Origin of the sequence: Vitreoscilla stercoraria DSM 513 (assembly GCF_000382305.1) — a bacterium.
In the GTDB taxonomy this organism is placed as follows: Bacteria; Pseudomonadota; Gammaproteobacteria; order Burkholderiales; family Neisseriaceae; genus Vitreoscilla; species Vitreoscilla stercoraria.
Map to the genome: position 1 here is coordinate 14,227 of NZ_KB908038.1, position 17,446 is coordinate 31,672.

The following is a 17,446-nucleotide window of genomic DNA, read 5'->3' on the forward strand; positions in this document are numbered from 1 at the left end:
AAGCAGCCCAAAAGGTCTCTTTTGAGCTGCTTTTGTCTTTCTACCAATTACGCATCACGGTCGTGAGGGTTGGCAATCAAATCTTTGATATCGTTAGACATTGGGAAGTTCAAGTTCACACCTTTAGGTGGGATTGGAGATTCAAACCATTTTTTGTACATCTCATTGATTTCACCTGAAGCATAAGTTGCTTTGATGGCATCATCCACAACAGCCTTAAATTCCGCATCGCCTTTGCGCAACATACAACCATAAATTTCATGAATCGGTGCAGTACCTACGATATGCCATTTATTAGGATCTTTGGCTTTAGACTTTTCACCTGCCAATAAAATATCATCCATCATGAATGCTGCAGCACGACCACTTTCCAACATCAAGAAAGATTCTGCATGGTCTTTGGCTGAAATAATTTCAGAAATACCCAATTCTTGTTGCTTAGGTTTGATGTAACGCTCAGAAGTCGTACCTGCAGTCGTTACCAATTTTTTGCCTTTCAAGTCAGCAAAATCATTCACGCCTGAATCCGTAGACGTTAACAAGCGTGAGCCCACTTTGAAGAAGCCAGTTGAGAAAGCCACTTGTTGCTGGCGCTCTTGGTTATTGGTAGTAGAACCACACTCCAAGTCAGCCGTACCATTGGCAATCGATGGAATGCGATTTTGACTGGTTACCAAAGCGTAACGCACTTGCAAATCAGGCATATTCAATTTGGTTTTTACAGCATCAACCACTTTCAATTGCAAATCATGCGCAAAACCCACTGGTTGATTGGGCGTGTCAGCAATATAAGAAAATGGAATCGAAGAATCGCGGTGAGCCAAAACGATGGTTTTAGAAGATTTGATTTTATCTAAAGTGCCACCACCTGTCGCAGCAGGTGCTGCTGCCGTACCAGATGCTGGTGCAGCTGCACCTTGTGCAGGCTTGTCACCACCGCCACAAGCGGCCAGACCCATGACCAACATGGCGATACAAGACAATCGTGTTGCTTTTTGCGTCAACATAAGTAGTACTCCTATTCATCTATAATCTTTGTTTGAAACTGATTGCTATGACTCATACCTGAGGTTTTACACATTTATTTTCATAAATTAACAGATACTGCTTTTTTCATCATAAAACAGCAGCCTCACTATGACAATCATTTTCATTAAAACTGCTATATAAAAAAAGCGTCCTGTAAAATTTACAGGACGCTTTTCATGAAACAAATAAGCTAGTTATTAATCATTAATAAGCAACTTACCACGCATAGAAAAAGTAAATGCTTCTGTGATTTCCAACTCAACCATTTGATGAATCAAACGAGGATTACCCTCAAAATTGACCACACGGTTATTGGCAGTACGTGCTTGCATTTGATTAGGATCTTTTTTCGAAACACCTTCCACCAAACAACGCTGCACTGTACCAATCATAGACTGATTCACGCGCGCAGTTTCAGCTTCATGCAATTCATTCAAAGCCTCCAAGCGACGTACTTTCTCTTGGTGTGGTGTATCATCTGGCAAATTTGCCGCAGGCGTACCGGGACGAGGGCTGTAAATGAACACATAACTTAAGTCAAAACCAATATCTTTGACCAATTTCAAAGTTTGTTCAAACTCAGCTTCAGTCTCACCTGGAAAACCAACGATGAAATCCGAACTCAAGCACAAATCAGGGCGGTATTGACGTAATTTGCGAATAATCGATTTGTATTCCAAACCAGTATAACCGCGCTTCATTGCAGACAATACTCGATCCGAACCCGATTGAATCGGCAAATGCAGATGAGAGACCAATTTAGGCAAATCACGGTAACAATCGATGATGGCATCTGAGAATTCACGTGGATGACTGGTCGTAAAACGCATGCGCTCGATACCTGGCACTTCATGCACAATGCGCAATAATTGTGCAAAGTCACAAATATTGCCATCGGGCATTTCACCACGATATGCATTGACGTTTTGACCCAATAAATTGACTTCTTTCACACCTTGCTGTGCCAAACCAACAATCTCGGTCAACACATCTTCCAATGGTCGAGAAAATTCTTCACCACGCGTATAAGGTACTACACAAAAACTACAATACTTAGAACAACCTTCCATGATAGAAATAAACGCCGAACCGCCTGTGACTTTTGCCGCAGGAATATGGTCGAATTTTTCAATTTCAGGGAAAGAAATGTCAACTTGGGATTTGCCTGATTCTTTTTTATCATCAATTAATTGTGGTAAACGATGTAAAGTTTGTGGCCCAAAAACCACATCAACATAAGGTGCACGTTCAACAATGTATTCACCTTCTTGCGAAGCCACACAGCCGCCCACCCCAATAATCAATTCAGGATTTTTTTCTTTTAACTTGCGTACACGACCCAAATCAGAAAAGACTTTTTCTTGGGCTTTTTCTCGTACACTGCAAGTGTTAAATAAAATAATGTCAGCGTTTTCAGGCTCGCTAACTTGTTCCAAATCTTCATTTTCGGCCAATACAGACAGCATTTTGTCTGAATCATATTCATTCATTTGGCAGCCGAAAGTGCGAATATATACTTTCTTCATTTGTGATTTGCTTCTCGCTGTTTCGCTATTTGACGAAATTGTTCACGTTCACGATCAGTTAAAATCCAAATTTCATTGATGTAATTGTAGGGGTCACGTTTGACTGCTACCAATTTGCCCTGGTGTTGCGAAAGACGACCATAAGTAATAAATCGGTTACTTTCATCACGCACTTTAACAGCAGTAGACATTTCAAATTCTTTGGAACGATCTAGCCAGCCCAAAGTAAAAAATTTCAACCATGAAAACCCATCAGGTGATAAAACCACCTCTTTGCCTTGTGAGGCTTTGAGTACGGCAATATCCATTGTCGGTGGTAAAGCACGCGCAGCAAAAACAATTTGCATGCTAACTAACAACAATATTCCTACTATGAGCTTTTTCATGACATCACCTTACAAAGAATGTAATTGGAATGATAGCAAACTTCATACAAAACAAAAACCAACCCGGTTAAAGGGTTGGTTTTTGTTTACCAAGACTGATTACTCAGCTGCTTGTGCTTGAACTGGTCCTTCAACCAATTCAACCAAAGCCATAGGCGCATTGTCACCTTTGCGGAAACCGCATTTCAAGATGCGTACGTAGCCACCATTACGGTTAGCGAAACGAGGACCTAAGTCACCAAACAATTTCACTACTACATCACGATCACGAGTACGGTCAAACGCCAAGCGGCGGTTAGCCAATGAAGGTTTTTTGCCCAATGTAATCAAAGGCTCAACCACACGGCGCAATTCTTTAGCCTTAGGCAAAGTGGTCACGATAGACTCGTGAGTCACCAAAGAATTAGCCATATTTTGCAACATCGCTTTACGATGACTGCTGGTACGGTTTAATTTTCGGTTAGCATTACGATGACGCATGTCATAATCCTTTAAAAGTCAACTTAGGGCTTCTCTAAGCCGGCTGGTGGCCAAGACTCAAGTTTAGAACCCAAGGTCAAACCTTTGGACGCAAGTACTTCTTTGATTTCATTCAAAGACTTACGACCTAAGTTAGGTGTTTTCAGCAATTCTGTTTCTGTGCGTTGAATCAAATCGCCGATATAGTAGATATCTTCCGCTTTTAAGCAGTTTGCAGAGCGAACTGTCAATTCCAAATCGTCTACAGGACGCAATAGAATTGGATCTACTGGAGGTGCTTTTTCAACTACTTCCTCAACAGGAGTACCTTGTAAATCAGCAAAAATTGACAATTGGTCGATCAAGATACGAGCTGCACTGCGTACTGCTTGCTCAGGATCGATAGAGCCATTGGTATCAATATCCAATACCAAACGGTCCAAATCAGTACGCTGTTCCACACGAGCAGATTCAACGTCAAAGCTGACGCGACTTACTGGTGAGAAACTTGCATCCAATTGGATGGCACCGATTTCTTGATTGTCATCACGATTACGACGACCTGCAACTGATTGATAGCCACGACCAACATCCACTTTAATGTGCATATCGATAGCGCCATTTGATGACAAATGACAAATCACATGTTCAGGGTTTAACACCTCAACATCATGTGACAATTCAATATCACCAGCAGTTACTACGCCTTCACCGTTTTTTTGCAATTTCAAAACTACTTGTTGACGGCTGTGTAATTTGAAAACCACACCTTTCAGGTTCAGCAAAATATCAACTACATCTTCTTGCACACCATCAATGGTGGAGTACTCATGCAAAACACCGGCGATAGAAACCTCCGTCGGTGTTGCACCATTCATGGAAGAAAGCAAGATTCGACGTAATGCATTACCCAACGTATGTCCGAAACCGCGTTCAAACGGCTCCATAGACACTTTAGCACGTGTAGCCGAAAGTGTTTCTACTTCGATCGTACGCGGCTTTAAAAATTCAGATGCGTTGCTTTGCATTAAGCAATTCCTCAACAATCTAGCTATTATTTAGAGTAGAACTCAACGACTAATTGTTCTTTAATGTCAGCAGACAATTCAGAACGGTCAGGAACATTTTTAAATGTACCTTCTAATTTTTGTGCGTCGACGCTCACCCAGCTTGGCAAGCCGATTTGAGTTGCCAATGCCAAAGCTTCTTGAATACGAACTTGTTTTTTAGCTTTTTCGCGAACAGACACTACATCACCAGCTTTAACTTGGTAAGAAGCAATGTTAACTACTTGGCCATTAACAACGATGGCTTTGTGTGAAACCAATTGACGTGCTTCAGCACGGGTAGAACCAAAACCCATGCGGAATACCACGTTGTCCAAACGAGATTCCAACAATTGCAACAACAATTCGCCAGTTGAACCTTTGCGACGTTCAGCTTCAGCAAAGTAACGACGGAATTGACCTTCCAAGATGCCATAAATGCGACGAATTTTTTGTTTTTCGCGCAATTGCAAACCGTAGTCAGACAAGCGACCACGTTTAGCACCGTGTTGACCAGGTGCTGTGTCAATTTTACATTTAGAATCGATAGAGCGACGAGCGCTCTTCAAATACAGGTCGCTGCCTTCACGACGAGCTAATTTACATTTAGGGCCAATATAACGTGCCATACTTACAACTCCGGATTAAATTCGACGTTTTTTCGGTGGACGGCATCCGTTGTGCGGAATAGGCGTCACATCAGAAATGCTGGTAATTTTGAATCCAAGAGCATTCAGTGCACGTACTGAAGATTCGCGACCAGGGCCAGGGCCTTTGATACGAACTTCCAAGTTTTTAACACCATACTCTTGGGCAACTTTACCAGCTGCTTCTGCAGCAACCTGTGCTGCAAATGGTGTGCTTTTACGTGAACCTTTAAAACCAGCACCGCCAGAGGTAGCCCAAGATAACGCATTGCCTTGACGATCTGTGATGGTAATAATCGTATTGTTGAAAGATGCGTGAACGTGCACGATGCCTTCAGATACGGTTTTACGTATTTTTTTGCGCACACGCGTAGCTGTGTTTGCTTTAGCCATTCTAATTAATTCCTTTTAATTATTTCTTACCGGCAATCGCTTTACGCGGACCTTTACGGGTACGAGCATTGGTGCGAGTGCGTTGACCACGGCAAGGTAAGCCGCGACGATGACGCATACCACGATAGCAACCCATGTCCATCAAACGTTTGATGTTCATAGTCACTTCACGACGCAAGTCACCTTCAACTTCAAATTGAGCTACTTTCTCACGCAAAACATCCAACTGCTCTTCAGTCAAATCTTTTACTTTAGTAGTAGTAGCAATGCCTGCTTGATCACAGATCAATTGGGCACGAGTCAAACCAATACCATAGATGGCTTGCAAGCCAATTACGATATGGGCGTTGTTAGGGATGTTAACCCCAGCAATACGAGCCATAGTTATTCCTTAAGGCAAATTTGCCTATTATATCAGAAAAGGTTTAAAAAATTAACCTTGACGTTGTTTGTGACGTGGGTCTGTGCAAATTACACGTACCACGCGATTACGTCGAATGATTTTACAATTACGACAAATCTTTTTCACAGAAGGCTGAACACGCATCTGATGAATCCTTTCGCACTATTTGGTTCTAAATACTATTCGCGCACGACTTAAATCATAAGGAGTCATCTCCACAGTAACTTTGTCACCAGGAGAAATCCGAATATAATGCATACGCATTTTACCTGAAATATGACCCAATACCACATGGTCATTTTCCAATTTCACTTTAAAGGTTGCGTTGGGTAACATCTCCAACACTTCACCTTGCATTTGTATCGTATCTTCTTTAGCCATTTTATCGCTTACCACCCAAACGCTCTTGCGAGCGTTTCATCAAACTATCGTACTGGCTGCTCATGACATAAGACGCAATTTGTGTTCTAAAGTCCATGGTCACAACCACCATAATTAACAAAGAAGTACCACCTAAGTAAAACGGCACATTAACTGCGCTAGTCAAAAACTCAGGAATCAAACACACAATAGCAATATAAATTGCACCAAAGAATGTCAAATTGAGTACTACTTTTTCTAAATATGCAGATGTTTGTTGGCCTGGGCGAATACCTGGGATAAACGCACCACTCTTTTTCAGATTCTCTGCCATTTCACGCGGGCTGAATACCAAAGCCGTGTAAAAATAACAAAAGAATATGATGGCACAAGCAAAGAAAATGATAAATAGAGGCTGGCCATGTTGTAAATAGCCCGCTACTTTACCAAACCAAGATAACTGATCATCTGCACCGAACCAACTTAAAATTGTGGTTGGAAACAAAATAATACTAGACGCAAAAATAGGAGGAATCACACCAGCCATATTTAACTTAAATGGCATAAAGGTCGATTGACCTTGAGTGACTTTATTGCCTACTTGGCGTTTTGCATATTCTACTTTTACTTTACGCTGGGCACTCTCTACAAATACTACAGCATATACCAATGCCAACGCACCAACTACAATTAACAACGCTGTGAACCAGCTCATTGAACCCTGACTAATCAAAGTCAATAATTGACTGATACCAGCTGGAATACCTGCGGCAATACCTGCGCAGATAATTAAGGAAATACCGTTACCGATGCCACGTTCAGTGATTTGCTCACCCAACCACATCAAGAACATAGTGCCTGTTACCAAGCAAATAATGGTCGATACAAAAAACTCGATCTTCGGAGTAACAACCATACCTGGCTGATTATACAAAAATACTGCTGTACCAAATGCTTGCGCTGTTGCCAAAAGTACTGTGGCGTAACGCGTGTACTTGGTAATTTTACGCTTCCCTGCCTCACCATCTTTTTTGAGTTCTTTTAAAGAAGGAACCATTTCAGAAGCCAATTGTATAATAATTGATGCTGAAATATAAGGCATAATGCCAATGGCAAAAATAGAGAACCGCTCCAATGAGCCACCTGCAAACATGTTCAACATGCCAAGTAAACCATTATTGGCACTATTAAACAATTGAGTTAAGGTAGACGCATCGATACCGGGTACAGGGATATGAGCACCGATCCTAAAAACTACCAACGCACCTATTAAAAAAAAGATGCGTTGTTTCAGGTCGGCAAACTTAGTAGAACCAGAGTTTTTTGGGTTTGCCATCAATATAGACCTTAATCAGACAATTTGCCGCCAGCAGCTTCAATCGCCACTTTAGCAGAAGCAGTCGCTTTGATACCAGCACCTAATTGAACTGCACGTTCAATTTGACCTGTACCAATAACTTTTACTACTTTAGCATTTTGAGAAATGATTTGAGCTTGTTTCAAAGCCAACAAATCAACTTCACTAACTGGCAAATTGTTCAATTGTGACAAAGTGATTTCGTCGTTAAACTTAGCAGTTACTGAACGGAAACCACGTTTAGGCAAACGGCGTTGCAAAGGCATTTGACCGCCTTCAAAACCTACTTTATGGAAGCCACCTTTACGGCTTTTTTGGCCTTTATGACCACGACCACAAGTTTTACCTAAACCTGAACCAATACCACGACCTACGCGACGAGCGTAGTGAGTAGCACCTTCAGCTGGCTTAATGGTATTTAATTGCATCTTAATCCTCCACTTTCAACAAATAAGAAATTTTGTTGATCATGCCGCGGTTTTCTGGAGTGTCTAACACTTCTACAGTATGTTCGCGGTGACGCAAACCCAAACCACGTGCACAAGCACGGTGTTTTTCGATACAGCCAATTAAGCTTTTAGCCAAAGTGACTTTGATTTTTTTAGTCTCAGTCATCTTATTCACCTAAAATTTCATCAACAGTTAAGCCACGTTTAGCAGCAATATCTGAAGGTGTATACAATTTGCTCAAGCCATCCAAAGTAGCACGAACAATGTTGTAAGGGTTAGTAGAACCATGTACTTTAGCAGAGATGTTATGGATACCCATAGCATCAAATACCAAACGCATAGGACCACCAGCTTTCACACCATTACCTTCTTTAGCAGGTTGCATGAACACTTTAGTAGCGCCATGTTTACCAACCACTGCGTGGTGAATGGTTGTACCATTTAAAGGTACTTTGATCATGTTGCGACGAGCTTGATCCATTGCTTTTTGAACGGCAACAGGTACTTCTTTAGATTTACCTTTACCCATGCCAATACGACCATCACCATCACCAACTACTGTTAGTGCTGAGAAAGCCATAATACGGCCACCTTTAACCACTTTAGTCACGCGGTTGACTGCGACCATCTTTTCAATTAAGCCATCGCCGCGATCGTCAATTTCGTGTTTTGCCATTTGTAAACTCCAAACTTACTATTAGAAACTGAGACCGTTTTCACGGGCAGCATCGGCCAATGCTTTTACACGACCATGGTATTTGAAACCAGCACGGTCAAACGCAACTTTTTCAACACCAGCAGCTTTAGCTGCTTCTGCAATGCGTTTACCAACCAATTGAGCTGCTTCAACAGAGCTACCTGATTTCAAGTCGCCACGTACTGCAGTTTCAACTGTAGATGCTTGAGCCAACACTTTGTCGCCTTCAGCAGAGATAATTTGGGCATAAATGTGATTGTTTGAACGATAAACACTCAATCTTTCAATACCTAAGCCCGCAATTTTGGCACGGGTTTTACGTGCACGGCGGAGTCTTGCAACTTTTTTATTCATTTATCGAGCCTCAATTATTTTTTCTTAGTCTCTTTAATAACCACTTTTTCGTCTGCATAACGAACACCTTTGCCTTTATAAGGCTCAGGAGGACGATAACCACGAACTTCGGCAGCTACTTGACCAACTTTTTGCTTGTCAGCACCAGAAATAACAATTTCAGTTTGAGATGGAGTAACCGCAGTTACGCCTTCTGGCAATTCATAAGCAACAGGATGAGAGAAACCCAATGACAAGTTCAAGATTTGACCTTGAGCTTGCGCGCGGTAACCCACGCCAATCAATTGCAATTTCTTCTCAAAACCTTCAGCAACACCTTTAACCATGTTGTTTACCAAAGCACGTAAAGTGCCTGACATGGCGCCAGCATGTTTGCTGTCATTATTAGGAGTGAAAGTCAATTGACCTTCTTCCAAAGCAATGTTTACGTCTTGAGACAAAGGCAATGACAATTCGCCATTTTTGCCAGAGATAGTCAAAACTTCAGTACCAAACTTTACTTCTACACCAGCAGGGATAACAACTGGACTTTTAGCAACGCGAGACATTAAACAACACTCCTTATGCTACTACGCAAAGCAATTCGCCACCAACACTGTTGGCACGTGCTTTACGATCAGTCATTACACCTTTAGAGGTGCTAACAATAGCCACGCCTAAACCATTCATTACTGAAGGAATTTCGTTAGCCGCTTTGTATACGCGCAAGCCTGGGCGAGAAACACGTTGAATGTGCTCGATTACAGGACGACCTGCGTAATACTTCAATTGAATTTCTAAGGTTGCTTTAACTTCACCAGCAACGCTGTAATCTTCAATGTAACCTTCTTCTTTCAAAACTTGCGCAATAGCAGTTTTGATTTTTGAAGATGGCATTGCAACCGTGTTTTTATTTACACGTTGAGCGTTGCGAATGCGGGTCAACATATCAGAAATCGGATCATGCATACTCATATCTTAAGCCCTCATTCATTACCAACTTGATTTAATCACACCAGGAATTTCGCCACGCATTGCGATTTCGCGAACCTTGGTACGAGCCAAACCAAATTTACGGAAAGTGCCACGAGGGCGACCAGTCAATGCACAACGACGACGTTGGCGAACTGGCATTGCATTACGAGGAATGCTTTGGAATTTTAAACGAGCTTCAAAACGTTCTTCCGCAGTAGCGCTTTCGTCATTAATGACAGCGAAAATCGCTTCACGTTTAGCAGCATATTTAATAGCCAATGCTTCACGTTTTGATTCACGATTAATTAGTGCTTTCTTAGCCATGAATTAACCTTTAAATGGGAATTTGAACAATGACAACAAAGCTTTCGCTTCTTCATCAGTTTGTGCAGTAGTAGTAATCGTAATATTCAAACCACGCAATGCATCGATTTTGTCATATTCAATTTCAGGGAAAATGATTTGTTCGCGTACACCCATGTTGAAGTTACCGCTACCATCAAATGATTTACCATTCACACCACGGAAGTCACGCACGCGAGGCAAAGAGATGGTAATCAAACGATCCAAGAATTCAAACATGCGTTCGCGACGCAAAGTCACTTTACAACCCACTGGGTAGTTATCACGGATTTTGAAACCCGCGATTGACTTGCGAGCCAAAGTTACAACTGGTTTTTGACCAGCAATTTTTTCCAAATCAGAAACAGCGTGATCCATTACTTTTTTATCTGCAACAGCCTCACCAACACCCATGTTCAAGGTGATTTTTTCAATGCGTGGTACTTGCATTACAGATTCGTAGTTGAATTGTTTCATCAACTCTGGAACCACGGTTTCTTTGTAAAAGTCGCTTAAACGTGCCATTTTTATCTCACCTTATTACGCGTCAATTTGAGCGCCGTTAGACTTAAACACGCGAACGCGTTTAACTTTGCCTTCAGTCTCAACTAATTTGATACCAACGCGATCAGCTTTTTTGGTTTCAGGATTAAAAATCGCTACATTTGAAACATTGATTGGTGCGTTTTTAGAAACGATACCACCTTCAACGCCGCGCATTGGATTAGGTTTTTGGTGACGTTTAACAACGTTAACACCTTCAACCACTACTTTACCATCCAAAACACGCAAAACTTTACCAGTAGCGCCTTTGTTCTTGCCTGTGATCACAATAACTTGATCACCTGATTTAATTTTAGCCATGATAAATCCTTCTTATAACACTTCAGGCGCTAATGAAACGATTTTCATGAAGCGTTCGTTACGCAATTCACGTGTTACTGGGCCAAAAATACGAGTACCCATTGGCTCTAATTTGTTGTTCAAGATAACTGCTGCATTGTTATCAAATTTGATCAACGCGCCATCAGCACGACGAACACCTTTAGCAGTACGAACTACCACTGCATTGTAAACGTCACCTTTTTTAACACGGCCACGAGGCGCCGCATCTTTAACAGTCACTTTAATGATGTCGCCAACAGTAGCGTAGCGGCGTTTAGAGCCACCCAAAACTTTGATGCACATTACACGGCGCGCACCAGAGTTATCAGCCACATCAAGCATGGTCTGCATTTGTATCATTGTAGATTACCTTTATATACCCAACTTAATTCAACAATCTATCAAGCCATTTGCTTGAGCACCCAATAAGGGTTTAGATGAACCAGTCTTGGATCCCGAAGGGATAGACAAAACTATAAGAAGCGAATCTTACCCTAATCTTTTGATTTAAGCAAGTATTCGCCTCTTGATAGCACCTAAAACTTAAATGGTGTTGTTTTTTTCCACCAAAGTGGCAACAACCCAAGTTTTGGTTTTAGACAATGGGCGCGATTCTGCAATCGTTACCACGTCACCAACCGCATACTCATTGTTTTCATCATGAGCATGAAACTTGTTTGAACGGCGAATTACTTTACCGTACAAAGGGTGTTTCACTTTACGCTCAACCAAAACAACAACGGTTTTGTCCATTTTGTCACTAACCACTTTACCGGTTAATGTACGAACATTTTTCTTTTCGCTCATTATTGACCAACCTTTTGGCTCAAAATGGTTTTAATACGAGCAATTTCACGGCGAGTTTTTTTAATTTCGCTGGTTTTTTGCAATTGATTCGTTGCAGCTTGCATACGCAAACCGAACTGAGCTTTCAACAAACTCATCAATTCTTCATTTAATTGCTCAACAGATTTGTCGTGTAAATTTTTAGCACTCATTATTGACCTACCTGTCTAACTACAAAAACAGTAGAAATAGGCAATTTTGCTGCTGCCAATTCGAATGCTTCACGAGCCAACTCTTCTGACACGCCATCCATTTCGTACAGCATTTTACCTGGTTGAATTTCCGCTACCCAGTACTCTGGAGAACCTTTACCGCCACCCATACGAACTTCAGCAGGTTTTTCAGTAATTGGTTTGTCTGGGAAAACACGGATCCAAATACGACCACCACGTTTAATATGACGGGTCATCGCACGACGAGCAGCTTCGATCTGACGTGCAGTCAAACGACCACGGCCAGTTGCTTTCAAACCGAAATCACCAAAGCTTACTTTGTTACCACGAGTCGCAACACCAGTGTTACGACCTTTGTGTTGTTTACGATATTTCAGTCTAGTTGGCTGCAGCATTTCGACGACCTGCCTTTCCGTTTTTCTTTTCTTCAGGTTTTGCAGCTACTTGTGGTTGAGAACCAGCTTCACCTTTGTAAACCCAAACTTTAATGCCAATGATACCGTAGGTAGTCAACGCTTCACTTGTTGCATAATCAACGTCAGCACGTAAAGTATGCAAAGGCACTCGGCCTTCACGATACCATTCGCTACGAGCGATATCGATACCATTCAAGCGACCTGAAGACATGATTTTGATACCTTTCGCACCAGCACGCATTGCATTTTGCATAGAGCGTTTCATGGCACGACGGAACATTACACGTTTTTCCAATTGGCTAGCAATATTGTCAGCAATGATTTTTGCATCCAACTCAGGCTTGCGAATTTCTTCAATGTTCACATGAACTGGCAAACCCAATAAATTTTGCAAGTCACGTTTCAACACTTCAATGTCTTCGCCTTTTTTACCAATCACGATACCTGGACGGGCAGTGAAAATGGTAATTTTTGCTGACTTAGCAGGGCGCTCAATCACGATGCGACCAACTGAAGCATTTTTCAAACGTTTTTGCAAGTAGTTGCGAACGTCGATATCTTGTTTCAAAACAGTTGGAAACTCGCTAGTTTTAGCAAACCATTTTGAAGACCAATCTTTGTTCACCGCTAATCGGAAACCAGTTGGGTTGATTTTTTGTCCCATTGTTTTTCCTTAGTTACCAACGGTCACAGTGATGTGACAAGTTTGTTTTTCAATGCGGTTACCGCGACCTTTAGCACGAGCTGAGAAACGTTTCAAGCTTGGGCCTTTGTCAACGAAAATTTCAACCACTTTCAATTCATCGATGTCAGCACCTTCGTTGTGTTCAGCATTGGCAATTGCAGAGCCCAATACTTTATAAGTCAACTCAGCTGCTTTTTGCGGCGCAAATTGCAAAATAGTCAAAGCAGAAGCAACATCTTTACCGCGAATCAAGTCAGCAATTAAGCGAGCTTTTTGCGCAGAAATACGTGCATTTTTATGTTGTGCAGATACTTTCATCATTCACTCCTTATTTCTTAGCTTTTTTATCAGCCAAATGGCCTTTAAAAGTGCGAGTGAACGCGAATTCGCCCAATTTGTGACCAACCATGTTGTCGCTGATGTAAACAGGCACGTGAGTACGGCCGTTGTGTACAGCAATGGTCAAACCAATAAAGTCAGGCAAGATAGTAGAGCGACGAGACCAAGTTTTGATTGGACGCTTGTCGCTGGTTGCACGTGCTGTATCAACTTTTTTCAGCAAGTGCAGGTCTACATAAGGACCTTTTTTCAATGAACGTGCCATCTAATTACCCTTTATTTGAAAAGCGGCGACGAACAATCATGTTATTCGTGCGTTTGTTGCTACGGGTGCGGTAGCCTTTAGCTGGAGTACCCCATGGGCTAACTGGCTCACGACCTTCACCGGTACGACCTTCACCACCACCGTGTGGGTGATCTACTGGATTCATTACCACACCGCGTACGGTAGGACGAATGCCTTTCCAGCGATTAGCACCAGCTTTACCGATTTTCTTCAAGCTTTGCTCTTCGTTACCCACTTCACCGATGGTTGCACGGCAATCAACGTGAATTTTTCGGATTTCGCCTGAACGCAAACGCAATTGAGCGTAAATGCCTTCACGAGCCAACAACATCGCTGAAGTACCAGCGGAGCGAGCAATTTGCGCGCCTTTACCTGGTTTCATTTCGATACAGTGGATGGTAGTACCAACTGGGATGTTGCGAATAGGTAAAGTATTACCTACTTTAATCGCAGACTCAGCACCAGAAACAACTTGTGCACCAGCTTTCAAACCACGTGGAGCGATGATGTAACGACGTTCACCGTCTGCATAGCACAACAAAGCGATGTGCGCAGTGCGGTTTGGATCGTATTCAATACGTTCAACAGTTGCCGGAATACCGTCCTTGCTGTTACGTTTGAAGTCAATCATACGGTAATGATGTTTGTGACCACCACCTTTATGACGAGTAGTAATACGACCACCGTTGTTACGACCAGCGGTAGAGTTTTGTTTTTCTAACAAAGGAGCGTAAGGAGCGCCTTTGTGCAGACCTTCAGTGACTACACGGACCATGCCGCGACGGCCAGCAGAAGTCGGCTTCATTTTAACAATAGCCATTTCACTTTTCCTTATTCTGCAGAAGCGGCTGCTGCGGTTTCTAAGTCTAATTGCTGACCTTCAACCAAGCTAACATACGCTTTTTTCACGTCGCTGCGTTTACCAAAAGAACTGCCAAAGCGTTTTTTCTTGCCTTTAGTAGTCGTGGTAGTCACAGAAGCCACTTGAACACTGAACAACAATTCAACAGCTGCTTTGATTTCAGTTTTGGTTGCATTAGGCAACACTTTAAAAGTCATTTGATTGCGTTTTTCAGCAATCATATTGCTTTTTTCTGAAACAACAGGTGCCAGAATCACTTTCATTAAACGTTCTTGATTCATGCCCATTGCTCCTCTAATTGTGCAACTGCTGCTTTAGTCAACACAACTTTCTTAAAGCGCAATAAGCTATAAGGATCAGCTTGATGAGCTTCTAAAACCAAAACATTGTGCAAGTTGCGACTAGATAAAAATACGTTTTCATCCAATTGTGTAGTCAAGAACAACACTTGTTCCAAACCCATATTTTTCACTTGTTCAGCGAAAGCTTTGGTTTTTGGAGAATCAACAGTCAAATCTTCAACTACTACCAAGCGATCATCACGCACCAATTGAGACAAAATAGTCGCGATACCAGCGCGGAACATTTTGCGGTTCACTTTTTGAGTGAAGTTCTCATCAGGTTTGTTAGGGAACGCACGGCCACCTTTACGCCAGATTGGAGACGAAGTCATACCAGAACGCGCGCGACCGGTACCTTTTTGACGCCAAGGTTTTTTAGTAGAGTGATTTACTTCAGCACGGGTTTTTTGTGCACGGTTACCTGAACGAGCATTCGCCAAGTAAGCAGTCACCAATTGGTGTACCAAAGCTTCGTTGTATTCACGACCAAACAAAGCATCAGAAGCAGCCACATTGCCCGCAACTTCGCCGTTAGCGTTGATTAATTTCAATTCCATTACGCACCCGCTTTCACACTAGGACGCACCACGACATCGCTGTTAATCGAGCCAGGTACTGCACCTTTTACCAACAGTAAGTTGCGTTCTGCATCAACACGTACAACCACTAAGTTTTGTACAGTTGATTTAGTGTTACCATATTGGCCAGCCATGCGCTTGCCTTTAAACACGCGACCTGGGTCTTGTGCTTGGCCGATAGAGCCTGGTACACGGTGAGAACGTGAGTTACCGTGAGAAGTACGTTGAGAATCAAAATTATGACGTTTGATGGTACCGGCAAAGCCTTTACCTTTAGAAGTGCCAGTGATATCAACCAACTGACCAGCTTCAAACATCGATACTTCAATAACGTCGCCAGCTTTCAATTCACCAGCTTCGATTGCGAATTCGATCAAACCAGAACCAGCTTCAACACCTGCTTTTGCAAAGTGACCAGCTTCTGTTTTGTTAACACGATTCGCTTTTTTTGAACCAAAAGTCACTTGAACAGCTTCGTAGCCGTCTGTGTCTTTGGTTTTAACCTGAGTGACGCGGTTAGCAGTCATTTCCAACACGGTTACTGGAACAGATGCACCCTGTTCGTCGAACACGCGAGTCATGCCTACTTTGCGCCCTACCAGACCTAAACTCATGTTTATTCCTTAATTAAAGGCACCAATTACGATTGATTGGCTAATGTATAAAAAACGAACTCAGCAAGTTATAAATAATTGCTGAGTCCGCAATCATACTACAACACTTCAACTTAAATCAATGTTTTAAATTAAAATATTGCAAATCTGTATAATTATTGCACTTTGATTTCTACATCAACGCCTGCTGGCAAGTCCAATTTCATCAAAGCATCTGTGGTTTTATCAGTCCAATCAACGATATCCATCAAACGCAAGTGAGTGCGGATTTCCAACTGTTCACGAGAAGTTTTGTTCACGTGAGGAGAACGCAAGATGTTGAAACGTTCGATTTTTGTAGGCAAAGGAATTGGACCTTTAACCACAGCACCAGTACGTTTAGCAGTCTCAACGATTTCTTGAGCAGAATGATCGATCAAGCTGTAATCATAAGCTTTCAAGCGAATACGGATTTTTTGGTTTTTCATCTCAATATTCCTAAATTATTTGATTACAGATGCTACAACACCAGCACCAACGGTACGACCACCTTCACGAATCGCGAAGCGCAAACCATCTTCCATAGCGATAGGTGCAATCAATTCAACAGTGATTGACACGTTTTCACCTGGCATAACCATTTCCACGCCTTCACCCAAAGTAACTGCACCAGTTACGTCAGTTGTACGGAAGTAGAACTGTGGACGGTAGTTAGCGAAGAATGGAGTATGACGGCCACCCTCTTCTTTAGACAATACGTAAACTTCAGCAGTAAATGTAGTGTGAGGTTTGATAGTACCTGGCTTAGCCAATACTTGACCACGCTCAACGTCTTCACGTTTAGTACCACGCAACAATACACCTACGTTGTCGCCAGCTTGACCTTCGTCCAACAATTTACGGAACATCTCAACGCCCGTACAAGTTGTTTTAACAGTGTCTTTCAAACCAACGATTTCGATCTCTTCACCAACTTTAACGATACCGCGCTCGATACGACCAGTCACAACAGTACCACGACCAGAAATAGAGAACACGT

33 protein-coding genes are annotated in these 17,446 nt (G+C 42.2%); all 33 read right to left on the minus strand.

Annotation, left to right across the window (positions count from 1 at the left end):
* Window positions 1-47: 47 nt before the first annotated feature.
* Window positions 48-1,007 (minus strand): transporter substrate-binding domain-containing protein, encoded by a 960-nt coding sequence (locus H150_RS0112585; protein WP_019959413.1) that lies wholly within the window; start codon window positions 1,005-1,007, stop codon window positions 48-50.
* Window positions 1,008-1,226: 219 nt separating this feature from the next.
* Entirely contained in the window at window positions 1,227-2,555 is a 1,329-nt protein-coding gene (gene miaB / locus H150_RS0112590) for a tRNA (N6-isopentenyl adenosine(37)-C2)-methylthiotransferase MiaB (RefSeq protein WP_026353707.1), read from the minus strand.
* A complete protein-coding gene (locus H150_RS0112595; protein WP_026353708.1) occupies window positions 2,552-2,941 on the minus strand; it encodes a hypothetical protein in 390 nt (129 codons plus the stop codon). The genes miaB and H150_RS0112595 overlap by 4 nt, the downstream gene beginning before the upstream one ends.
* Before the next feature lie 99 nt (window positions 2,942-3,040).
* A complete protein-coding gene (gene rplQ / locus H150_RS0112600; protein ID WP_019959416.1) occupies window positions 3,041-3,421 on the minus strand; it encodes a 50S ribosomal protein L17 in 381 nt (126 codons plus the stop codon).
* A gap of 23 nt (window positions 3,422-3,444) precedes the next feature.
* Entirely contained in the window at window positions 3,445-4,428 is a 984-nt protein-coding gene (locus H150_RS0112605; protein ID WP_019959417.1) for a DNA-directed RNA polymerase subunit alpha, read from the minus strand.
* 26 nt (window positions 4,429-4,454) lie between these two features.
* Window positions 4,455-5,075 (minus strand): 30S ribosomal protein S4, encoded by a 621-nt coding sequence (gene rpsD / locus H150_RS0112610; protein WP_019959418.1) that lies wholly within the window; start codon window positions 5,073-5,075, stop codon window positions 4,455-4,457.
* A 15-nt stretch (window positions 5,076-5,090) separates the two neighbouring features.
* Complete coding sequence (gene rpsK, locus H150_RS0112615) at window positions 5,091-5,486, minus strand: 30S ribosomal protein S11 (RefSeq protein ID WP_019959419.1); 396 nt, start codon at window positions 5,484-5,486, stop codon at window positions 5,091-5,093.
* Between the two features lie 19 nt (window positions 5,487-5,505).
* The gene (gene rpsM / locus H150_RS0112620) at window positions 5,506-5,868 is read right to left on the minus strand and encodes a 30S ribosomal protein S13 (protein ID WP_019959420.1); all 363 of its coding nucleotides are present in this window, start codon (window positions 5,866-5,868) and stop codon (window positions 5,506-5,508) included.
* A gap of 51 nt (window positions 5,869-5,919) precedes the next feature.
* Window positions 5,920-6,033, minus strand: coding sequence for a 50S ribosomal protein L36 (gene rpmJ, locus H150_RS0112625; RefSeq protein WP_003697674.1), 114 nt, complete (start codon window positions 6,031-6,033; stop codon window positions 5,920-5,922).
* 18 nt (window positions 6,034-6,051) lie between these two features.
* Window positions 6,052-6,270 (minus strand): translation initiation factor IF-1, encoded by a 219-nt coding sequence (gene infA, locus H150_RS0112630; RefSeq protein ID WP_019959421.1) that lies wholly within the window; start codon window positions 6,268-6,270, stop codon window positions 6,052-6,054.
* A 1-nt stretch (window position 6,271) separates the two neighbouring features.
* Window positions 6,272-7,585: a preprotein translocase subunit SecY gene (gene secY, locus H150_RS0112635; protein ID WP_026353709.1), complete on the minus strand. Its 1,314-nt coding sequence runs from the start codon at window positions 7,583-7,585 to the stop codon at window positions 6,272-6,274.
* A gap of 11 nt (window positions 7,586-7,596) precedes the next feature.
* Window positions 7,597-8,034, minus strand: coding sequence for a 50S ribosomal protein L15 (gene rplO, locus H150_RS0112640; protein WP_019959423.1), 438 nt, complete (start codon window positions 8,032-8,034; stop codon window positions 7,597-7,599).
* A 1-nt stretch (window position 8,035) separates the two neighbouring features.
* Window positions 8,036-8,221 carry a 50S ribosomal protein L30 gene (gene rpmD, locus H150_RS0112645; protein ID WP_019959424.1) on the minus strand — a complete coding sequence of 62 codons (186 nt, stop codon included), beginning with the start codon at window positions 8,219-8,221 and terminating at the stop codon, window positions 8,036-8,038.
* A gap of 1 nt (window position 8,222) precedes the next feature.
* Window positions 8,223-8,732 (minus strand): 30S ribosomal protein S5, encoded by a 510-nt coding sequence (gene rpsE, locus H150_RS0112650; protein WP_019959425.1) that lies wholly within the window; start codon window positions 8,730-8,732, stop codon window positions 8,223-8,225.
* 21 nt (window positions 8,733-8,753) lie between these two features.
* Window positions 8,754-9,107, minus strand: a complete 354-nt coding sequence (rplR, locus tag H150_RS0112655) for a 50S ribosomal protein L18 (protein WP_019959426.1) — start codon at window positions 9,105-9,107, stop codon at window positions 8,754-8,756.
* Between the two features lie 14 nt (window positions 9,108-9,121).
* The gene (gene rplF / locus H150_RS0112660) at window positions 9,122-9,655 is read right to left on the minus strand and encodes a 50S ribosomal protein L6 (protein WP_019959427.1); all 534 of its coding nucleotides are present in this window, start codon (window positions 9,653-9,655) and stop codon (window positions 9,122-9,124) included.
* A 13-nt stretch (window positions 9,656-9,668) separates the two neighbouring features.
* Window positions 9,669-10,061 (minus strand): 30S ribosomal protein S8, encoded by a 393-nt coding sequence (gene rpsH / locus H150_RS0112665; RefSeq protein WP_019959428.1) that lies wholly within the window; start codon window positions 10,059-10,061, stop codon window positions 9,669-9,671.
* Window positions 10,062-10,079: 18 nt separating this feature from the next.
* Entirely contained in the window at window positions 10,080-10,385 is a 306-nt protein-coding gene (gene rpsN, locus H150_RS0112670) for a 30S ribosomal protein S14 (RefSeq protein WP_019959429.1), read from the minus strand.
* Window positions 10,386-10,388: 3 nt separating this feature from the next.
* Entirely contained in the window at window positions 10,389-10,928 is a 540-nt protein-coding gene (rplE, locus tag H150_RS0112675; RefSeq protein ID WP_019959430.1) for a 50S ribosomal protein L5, read from the minus strand.
* A 15-nt stretch (window positions 10,929-10,943) separates the two neighbouring features.
* Entirely contained in the window at window positions 10,944-11,267 is a 324-nt protein-coding gene (rplX, locus tag H150_RS0112680; RefSeq protein WP_019959431.1) for a 50S ribosomal protein L24, read from the minus strand.
* Window positions 11,268-11,279: 12 nt separating this feature from the next.
* Window positions 11,280-11,648 (minus strand): 50S ribosomal protein L14, encoded by a 369-nt coding sequence (gene rplN, locus H150_RS0112685; protein WP_019959432.1) that lies wholly within the window; start codon window positions 11,646-11,648, stop codon window positions 11,280-11,282.
* A gap of 183 nt (window positions 11,649-11,831) precedes the next feature.
* On the minus strand, window positions 11,832-12,095 hold the full coding sequence (gene rpsQ, locus H150_RS0112690) for a 30S ribosomal protein S17 (RefSeq protein ID WP_019959433.1): 264 nt from the start codon (window positions 12,093-12,095) through the stop codon (window positions 11,832-11,834).
* Window positions 12,095-12,286 carry a 50S ribosomal protein L29 gene (gene rpmC / locus H150_RS0112695; RefSeq protein WP_019959434.1) on the minus strand — a complete coding sequence of 64 codons (192 nt, stop codon included), beginning with the start codon at window positions 12,284-12,286 and terminating at the stop codon, window positions 12,095-12,097. The genes rpsQ and rpmC overlap by 1 nt, the downstream gene beginning before the upstream one ends.
* Window positions 12,286-12,702, minus strand: a complete 417-nt coding sequence (gene rplP / locus H150_RS0112700) for a 50S ribosomal protein L16 (protein WP_019959435.1) — start codon at window positions 12,700-12,702, stop codon at window positions 12,286-12,288. Before rplP ends, rpmC begins: the two co-directional genes overlap by 1 nt.
* Window positions 12,686-13,387 (minus strand): 30S ribosomal protein S3, encoded by a 702-nt coding sequence (gene rpsC, locus H150_RS0112705; RefSeq protein ID WP_019959436.1) that lies wholly within the window; start codon window positions 13,385-13,387, stop codon window positions 12,686-12,688. The genes rplP and rpsC overlap by 17 nt, the downstream gene beginning before the upstream one ends.
* Window positions 13,388-13,396: 9 nt before the next feature.
* The gene (rplV, locus tag H150_RS0112710) at window positions 13,397-13,726 is read right to left on the minus strand and encodes a 50S ribosomal protein L22 (protein ID WP_019959437.1); all 330 of its coding nucleotides are present in this window, start codon (window positions 13,724-13,726) and stop codon (window positions 13,397-13,399) included.
* Window positions 13,727-13,736: 10 nt separating this feature from the next.
* The gene (rpsS, locus tag H150_RS0112715) at window positions 13,737-14,012 is read right to left on the minus strand and encodes a 30S ribosomal protein S19 (RefSeq protein ID WP_019959438.1); all 276 of its coding nucleotides are present in this window, start codon (window positions 14,010-14,012) and stop codon (window positions 13,737-13,739) included.
* A 4-nt stretch (window positions 14,013-14,016) separates the two neighbouring features.
* Window positions 14,017-14,853: a 50S ribosomal protein L2 gene (gene rplB, locus H150_RS0112720; protein ID WP_019959439.1), complete on the minus strand. Its 837-nt coding sequence runs from the start codon at window positions 14,851-14,853 to the stop codon at window positions 14,017-14,019.
* Window positions 14,854-14,864: 11 nt separating this feature from the next.
* Complete coding sequence (gene rplW / locus H150_RS0112725) at window positions 14,865-15,176, minus strand: 50S ribosomal protein L23 (protein ID WP_026353710.1); 312 nt, start codon at window positions 15,174-15,176, stop codon at window positions 14,865-14,867.
* A complete protein-coding gene (gene rplD, locus H150_RS0112730; RefSeq protein WP_019959441.1) occupies window positions 15,173-15,793 on the minus strand; it encodes a 50S ribosomal protein L4 in 621 nt (206 codons plus the stop codon). The genes rplW and rplD overlap by 4 nt, the downstream gene beginning before the upstream one ends.
* Window positions 15,793-16,428, minus strand: coding sequence for a 50S ribosomal protein L3 (gene rplC / locus H150_RS0112735; protein ID WP_019959442.1), 636 nt, complete (start codon window positions 16,426-16,428; stop codon window positions 15,793-15,795). Before rplC ends, rplD begins: the two co-directional genes overlap by 1 nt.
* A 155-nt stretch (window positions 16,429-16,583) precedes the next feature.
* On the minus strand, window positions 16,584-16,895 hold the full coding sequence (rpsJ, locus tag H150_RS0112740; protein WP_019959443.1) for a 30S ribosomal protein S10: 312 nt from the start codon (window positions 16,893-16,895) through the stop codon (window positions 16,584-16,586).
* A gap of 15 nt (window positions 16,896-16,910) precedes the next feature.
* Window positions 16,911-17,446, minus strand: a 536-nt coding sequence (locus H150_RS0112745) for an EF-Tu C-terminal domain-related protein (RefSeq protein ID WP_019959444.1), incomplete at its 5' end; no start/stop codon positions are given.

Excerpts from the sequence above, each read along its gene's own strand:
- rplQ (WP_019959416.1), bottom strand. The coding sequence starts at position 3,421 with ATGCGTCATCGTAATGCTAACCGAAAATTAAACCGTACCAGCAGTCAT.
- rplE (WP_019959430.1), bottom strand. The coding sequence starts at position 10,928 with ATGGCACGTTTAAGCGACTTTTACAAAGAAACCGTGGTTCCAGAGTTG.
- rplC (WP_019959442.1), bottom strand. The coding sequence starts at position 16,428 with ATGAGTTTAGGTCTGGTAGGGCGCAAAGTAGGCATGACTCGCGTGTTC.
- rpsN (WP_019959429.1), bottom strand. The coding sequence starts at position 10,385 with ATGGCTAAGAAAGCACTAATTAATCGTGAATCAAAACGTGAAGCATTG.
- rpsM (WP_019959420.1), bottom strand. The coding sequence starts at position 5,868 with ATGGCTCGTATTGCTGGGGTTAACATCCCTAACAACGCCCATATCGTA.
- H150_RS0112585 (WP_019959413.1), bottom strand. The coding sequence starts at position 1,007 with ATGTTGACGCAAAAAGCAACACGATTGTCTTGTATCGCCATGTTGGTC.
- rplX (WP_019959431.1), bottom strand. The coding sequence starts at position 11,267 with ATGGCTAAAATTAAATCAGGTGATCAAGTTATTGTGATCACAGGCAAG.
- rpsC (WP_019959436.1), bottom strand. The coding sequence starts at position 13,387 with ATGGGACAAAAAATCAACCCAACTGGTTTCCGATTAGCGGTGAACAAA.
- rpsE (WP_019959425.1), bottom strand. The coding sequence starts at position 8,732 with ATGGCAAAACACGAAATTGACGATCGCGGCGATGGCTTAATTGAAAAG.
- rplV (WP_019959437.1), bottom strand. The coding sequence starts at position 13,726 with ATGAAAGTATCTGCACAACATAAAAATGCACGTATTTCTGCGCAAAAA.
- H150_RS0112605 (WP_019959417.1), bottom strand. The coding sequence starts at position 4,428 with ATGCAAAGCAACGCATCTGAATTTTTAAAGCCGCGTACGATCGAAGTA.
- rpsQ (WP_019959433.1), bottom strand. The coding sequence starts at position 12,095 with ATGAGCGAAAAGAAAAATGTTCGTACATTAACCGGTAAAGTGGTTAGT.
- miaB (WP_026353707.1), bottom strand. The coding sequence starts at position 2,555 with ATGAAGAAAGTATATATTCGCACTTTCGGCTGCCAAATGAATGAATAT.
- rplB (WP_019959439.1), bottom strand. The coding sequence starts at position 14,853 with ATGGCTATTGTTAAAATGAAGCCGACTTCTGCTGGCCGTCGCGGCATG.
- secY (WP_026353709.1), bottom strand. The coding sequence starts at position 7,585 with ATGGCAAACCCAAAAAACTCTGGTTCTACTAAGTTTGCCGACCTGAAA.
- rpsH (WP_019959428.1), bottom strand. The coding sequence starts at position 10,061 with ATGAGTATGCATGATCCGATTTCTGATATGTTGACCCGCATTCGCAAC.
- rplD (WP_019959441.1), bottom strand. The coding sequence starts at position 15,793 with ATGGAATTGAAATTAATCAACGCTAACGGCGAAGTTGCGGGCAATGTG.
- rplW (WP_026353710.1), bottom strand. The coding sequence starts at position 15,176 with ATGAATCAAGAACGTTTAATGAAAGTGATTCTGGCACCTGTTGTTTCA.
- rpmC (WP_019959434.1), bottom strand. The coding sequence starts at position 12,286 with ATGAGTGCTAAAAATTTACACGACAAATCTGTTGAGCAATTAAATGAA.
- rplN (WP_019959432.1), bottom strand. The coding sequence starts at position 11,648 with ATGATACAAATGCAGACCATGCTTGATGTGGCTGATAACTCTGGTGCG.
- rpmJ (WP_003697674.1), bottom strand. The coding sequence starts at position 6,033 with ATGCGTGTTCAGCCTTCTGTGAAAAAGATTTGTCGTAATTGTAAAATC.
- rplO (WP_019959423.1), bottom strand. The coding sequence starts at position 8,034 with ATGCAATTAAATACCATTAAGCCAGCTGAAGGTGCTACTCACTACGCT.
- rplR (WP_019959426.1), bottom strand. The coding sequence starts at position 9,107 with ATGAATAAAAAAGTTGCAAGACTCCGCCGTGCACGTAAAACCCGTGCC.
- rpsK (WP_019959419.1), bottom strand. The coding sequence starts at position 5,486 with ATGGCTAAAGCAAACACAGCTACGCGTGTGCGCAAAAAAATACGTAAA.
- infA (WP_019959421.1), bottom strand. The coding sequence starts at position 6,270 with ATGGCTAAAGAAGATACGATACAAATGCAAGGTGAAGTGTTGGAGATG.
- rplF (WP_019959427.1), bottom strand. The coding sequence starts at position 9,655 with ATGTCTCGCGTTGCTAAAAGTCCAGTTGTTATCCCTGCTGGTGTAGAA.
- rpsD (WP_019959418.1), bottom strand. The coding sequence starts at position 5,075 with ATGGCACGTTATATTGGCCCTAAATGTAAATTAGCTCGTCGTGAAGGC.
- H150_RS0112595 (WP_026353708.1), bottom strand. The coding sequence starts at position 2,941 with ATGAAAAAGCTCATAGTAGGAATATTGTTGTTAGTTAGCATGCAAATT.
- rpsS (WP_019959438.1), bottom strand. The coding sequence starts at position 14,012 with ATGGCACGTTCATTGAAAAAAGGTCCTTATGTAGACCTGCACTTGCTG.
- rpsJ (WP_019959443.1), bottom strand. The coding sequence starts at position 16,895 with ATGAAAAACCAAAAAATCCGTATTCGCTTGAAAGCTTATGATTACAGC.
- rplP (WP_019959435.1), bottom strand. The coding sequence starts at position 12,702 with ATGCTGCAGCCAACTAGACTGAAATATCGTAAACAACACAAAGGTCGT.
- rpmD (WP_019959424.1), bottom strand. The coding sequence starts at position 8,221 with ATGACTGAGACTAAAAAAATCAAAGTCACTTTGGCTAAAAGCTTAATT.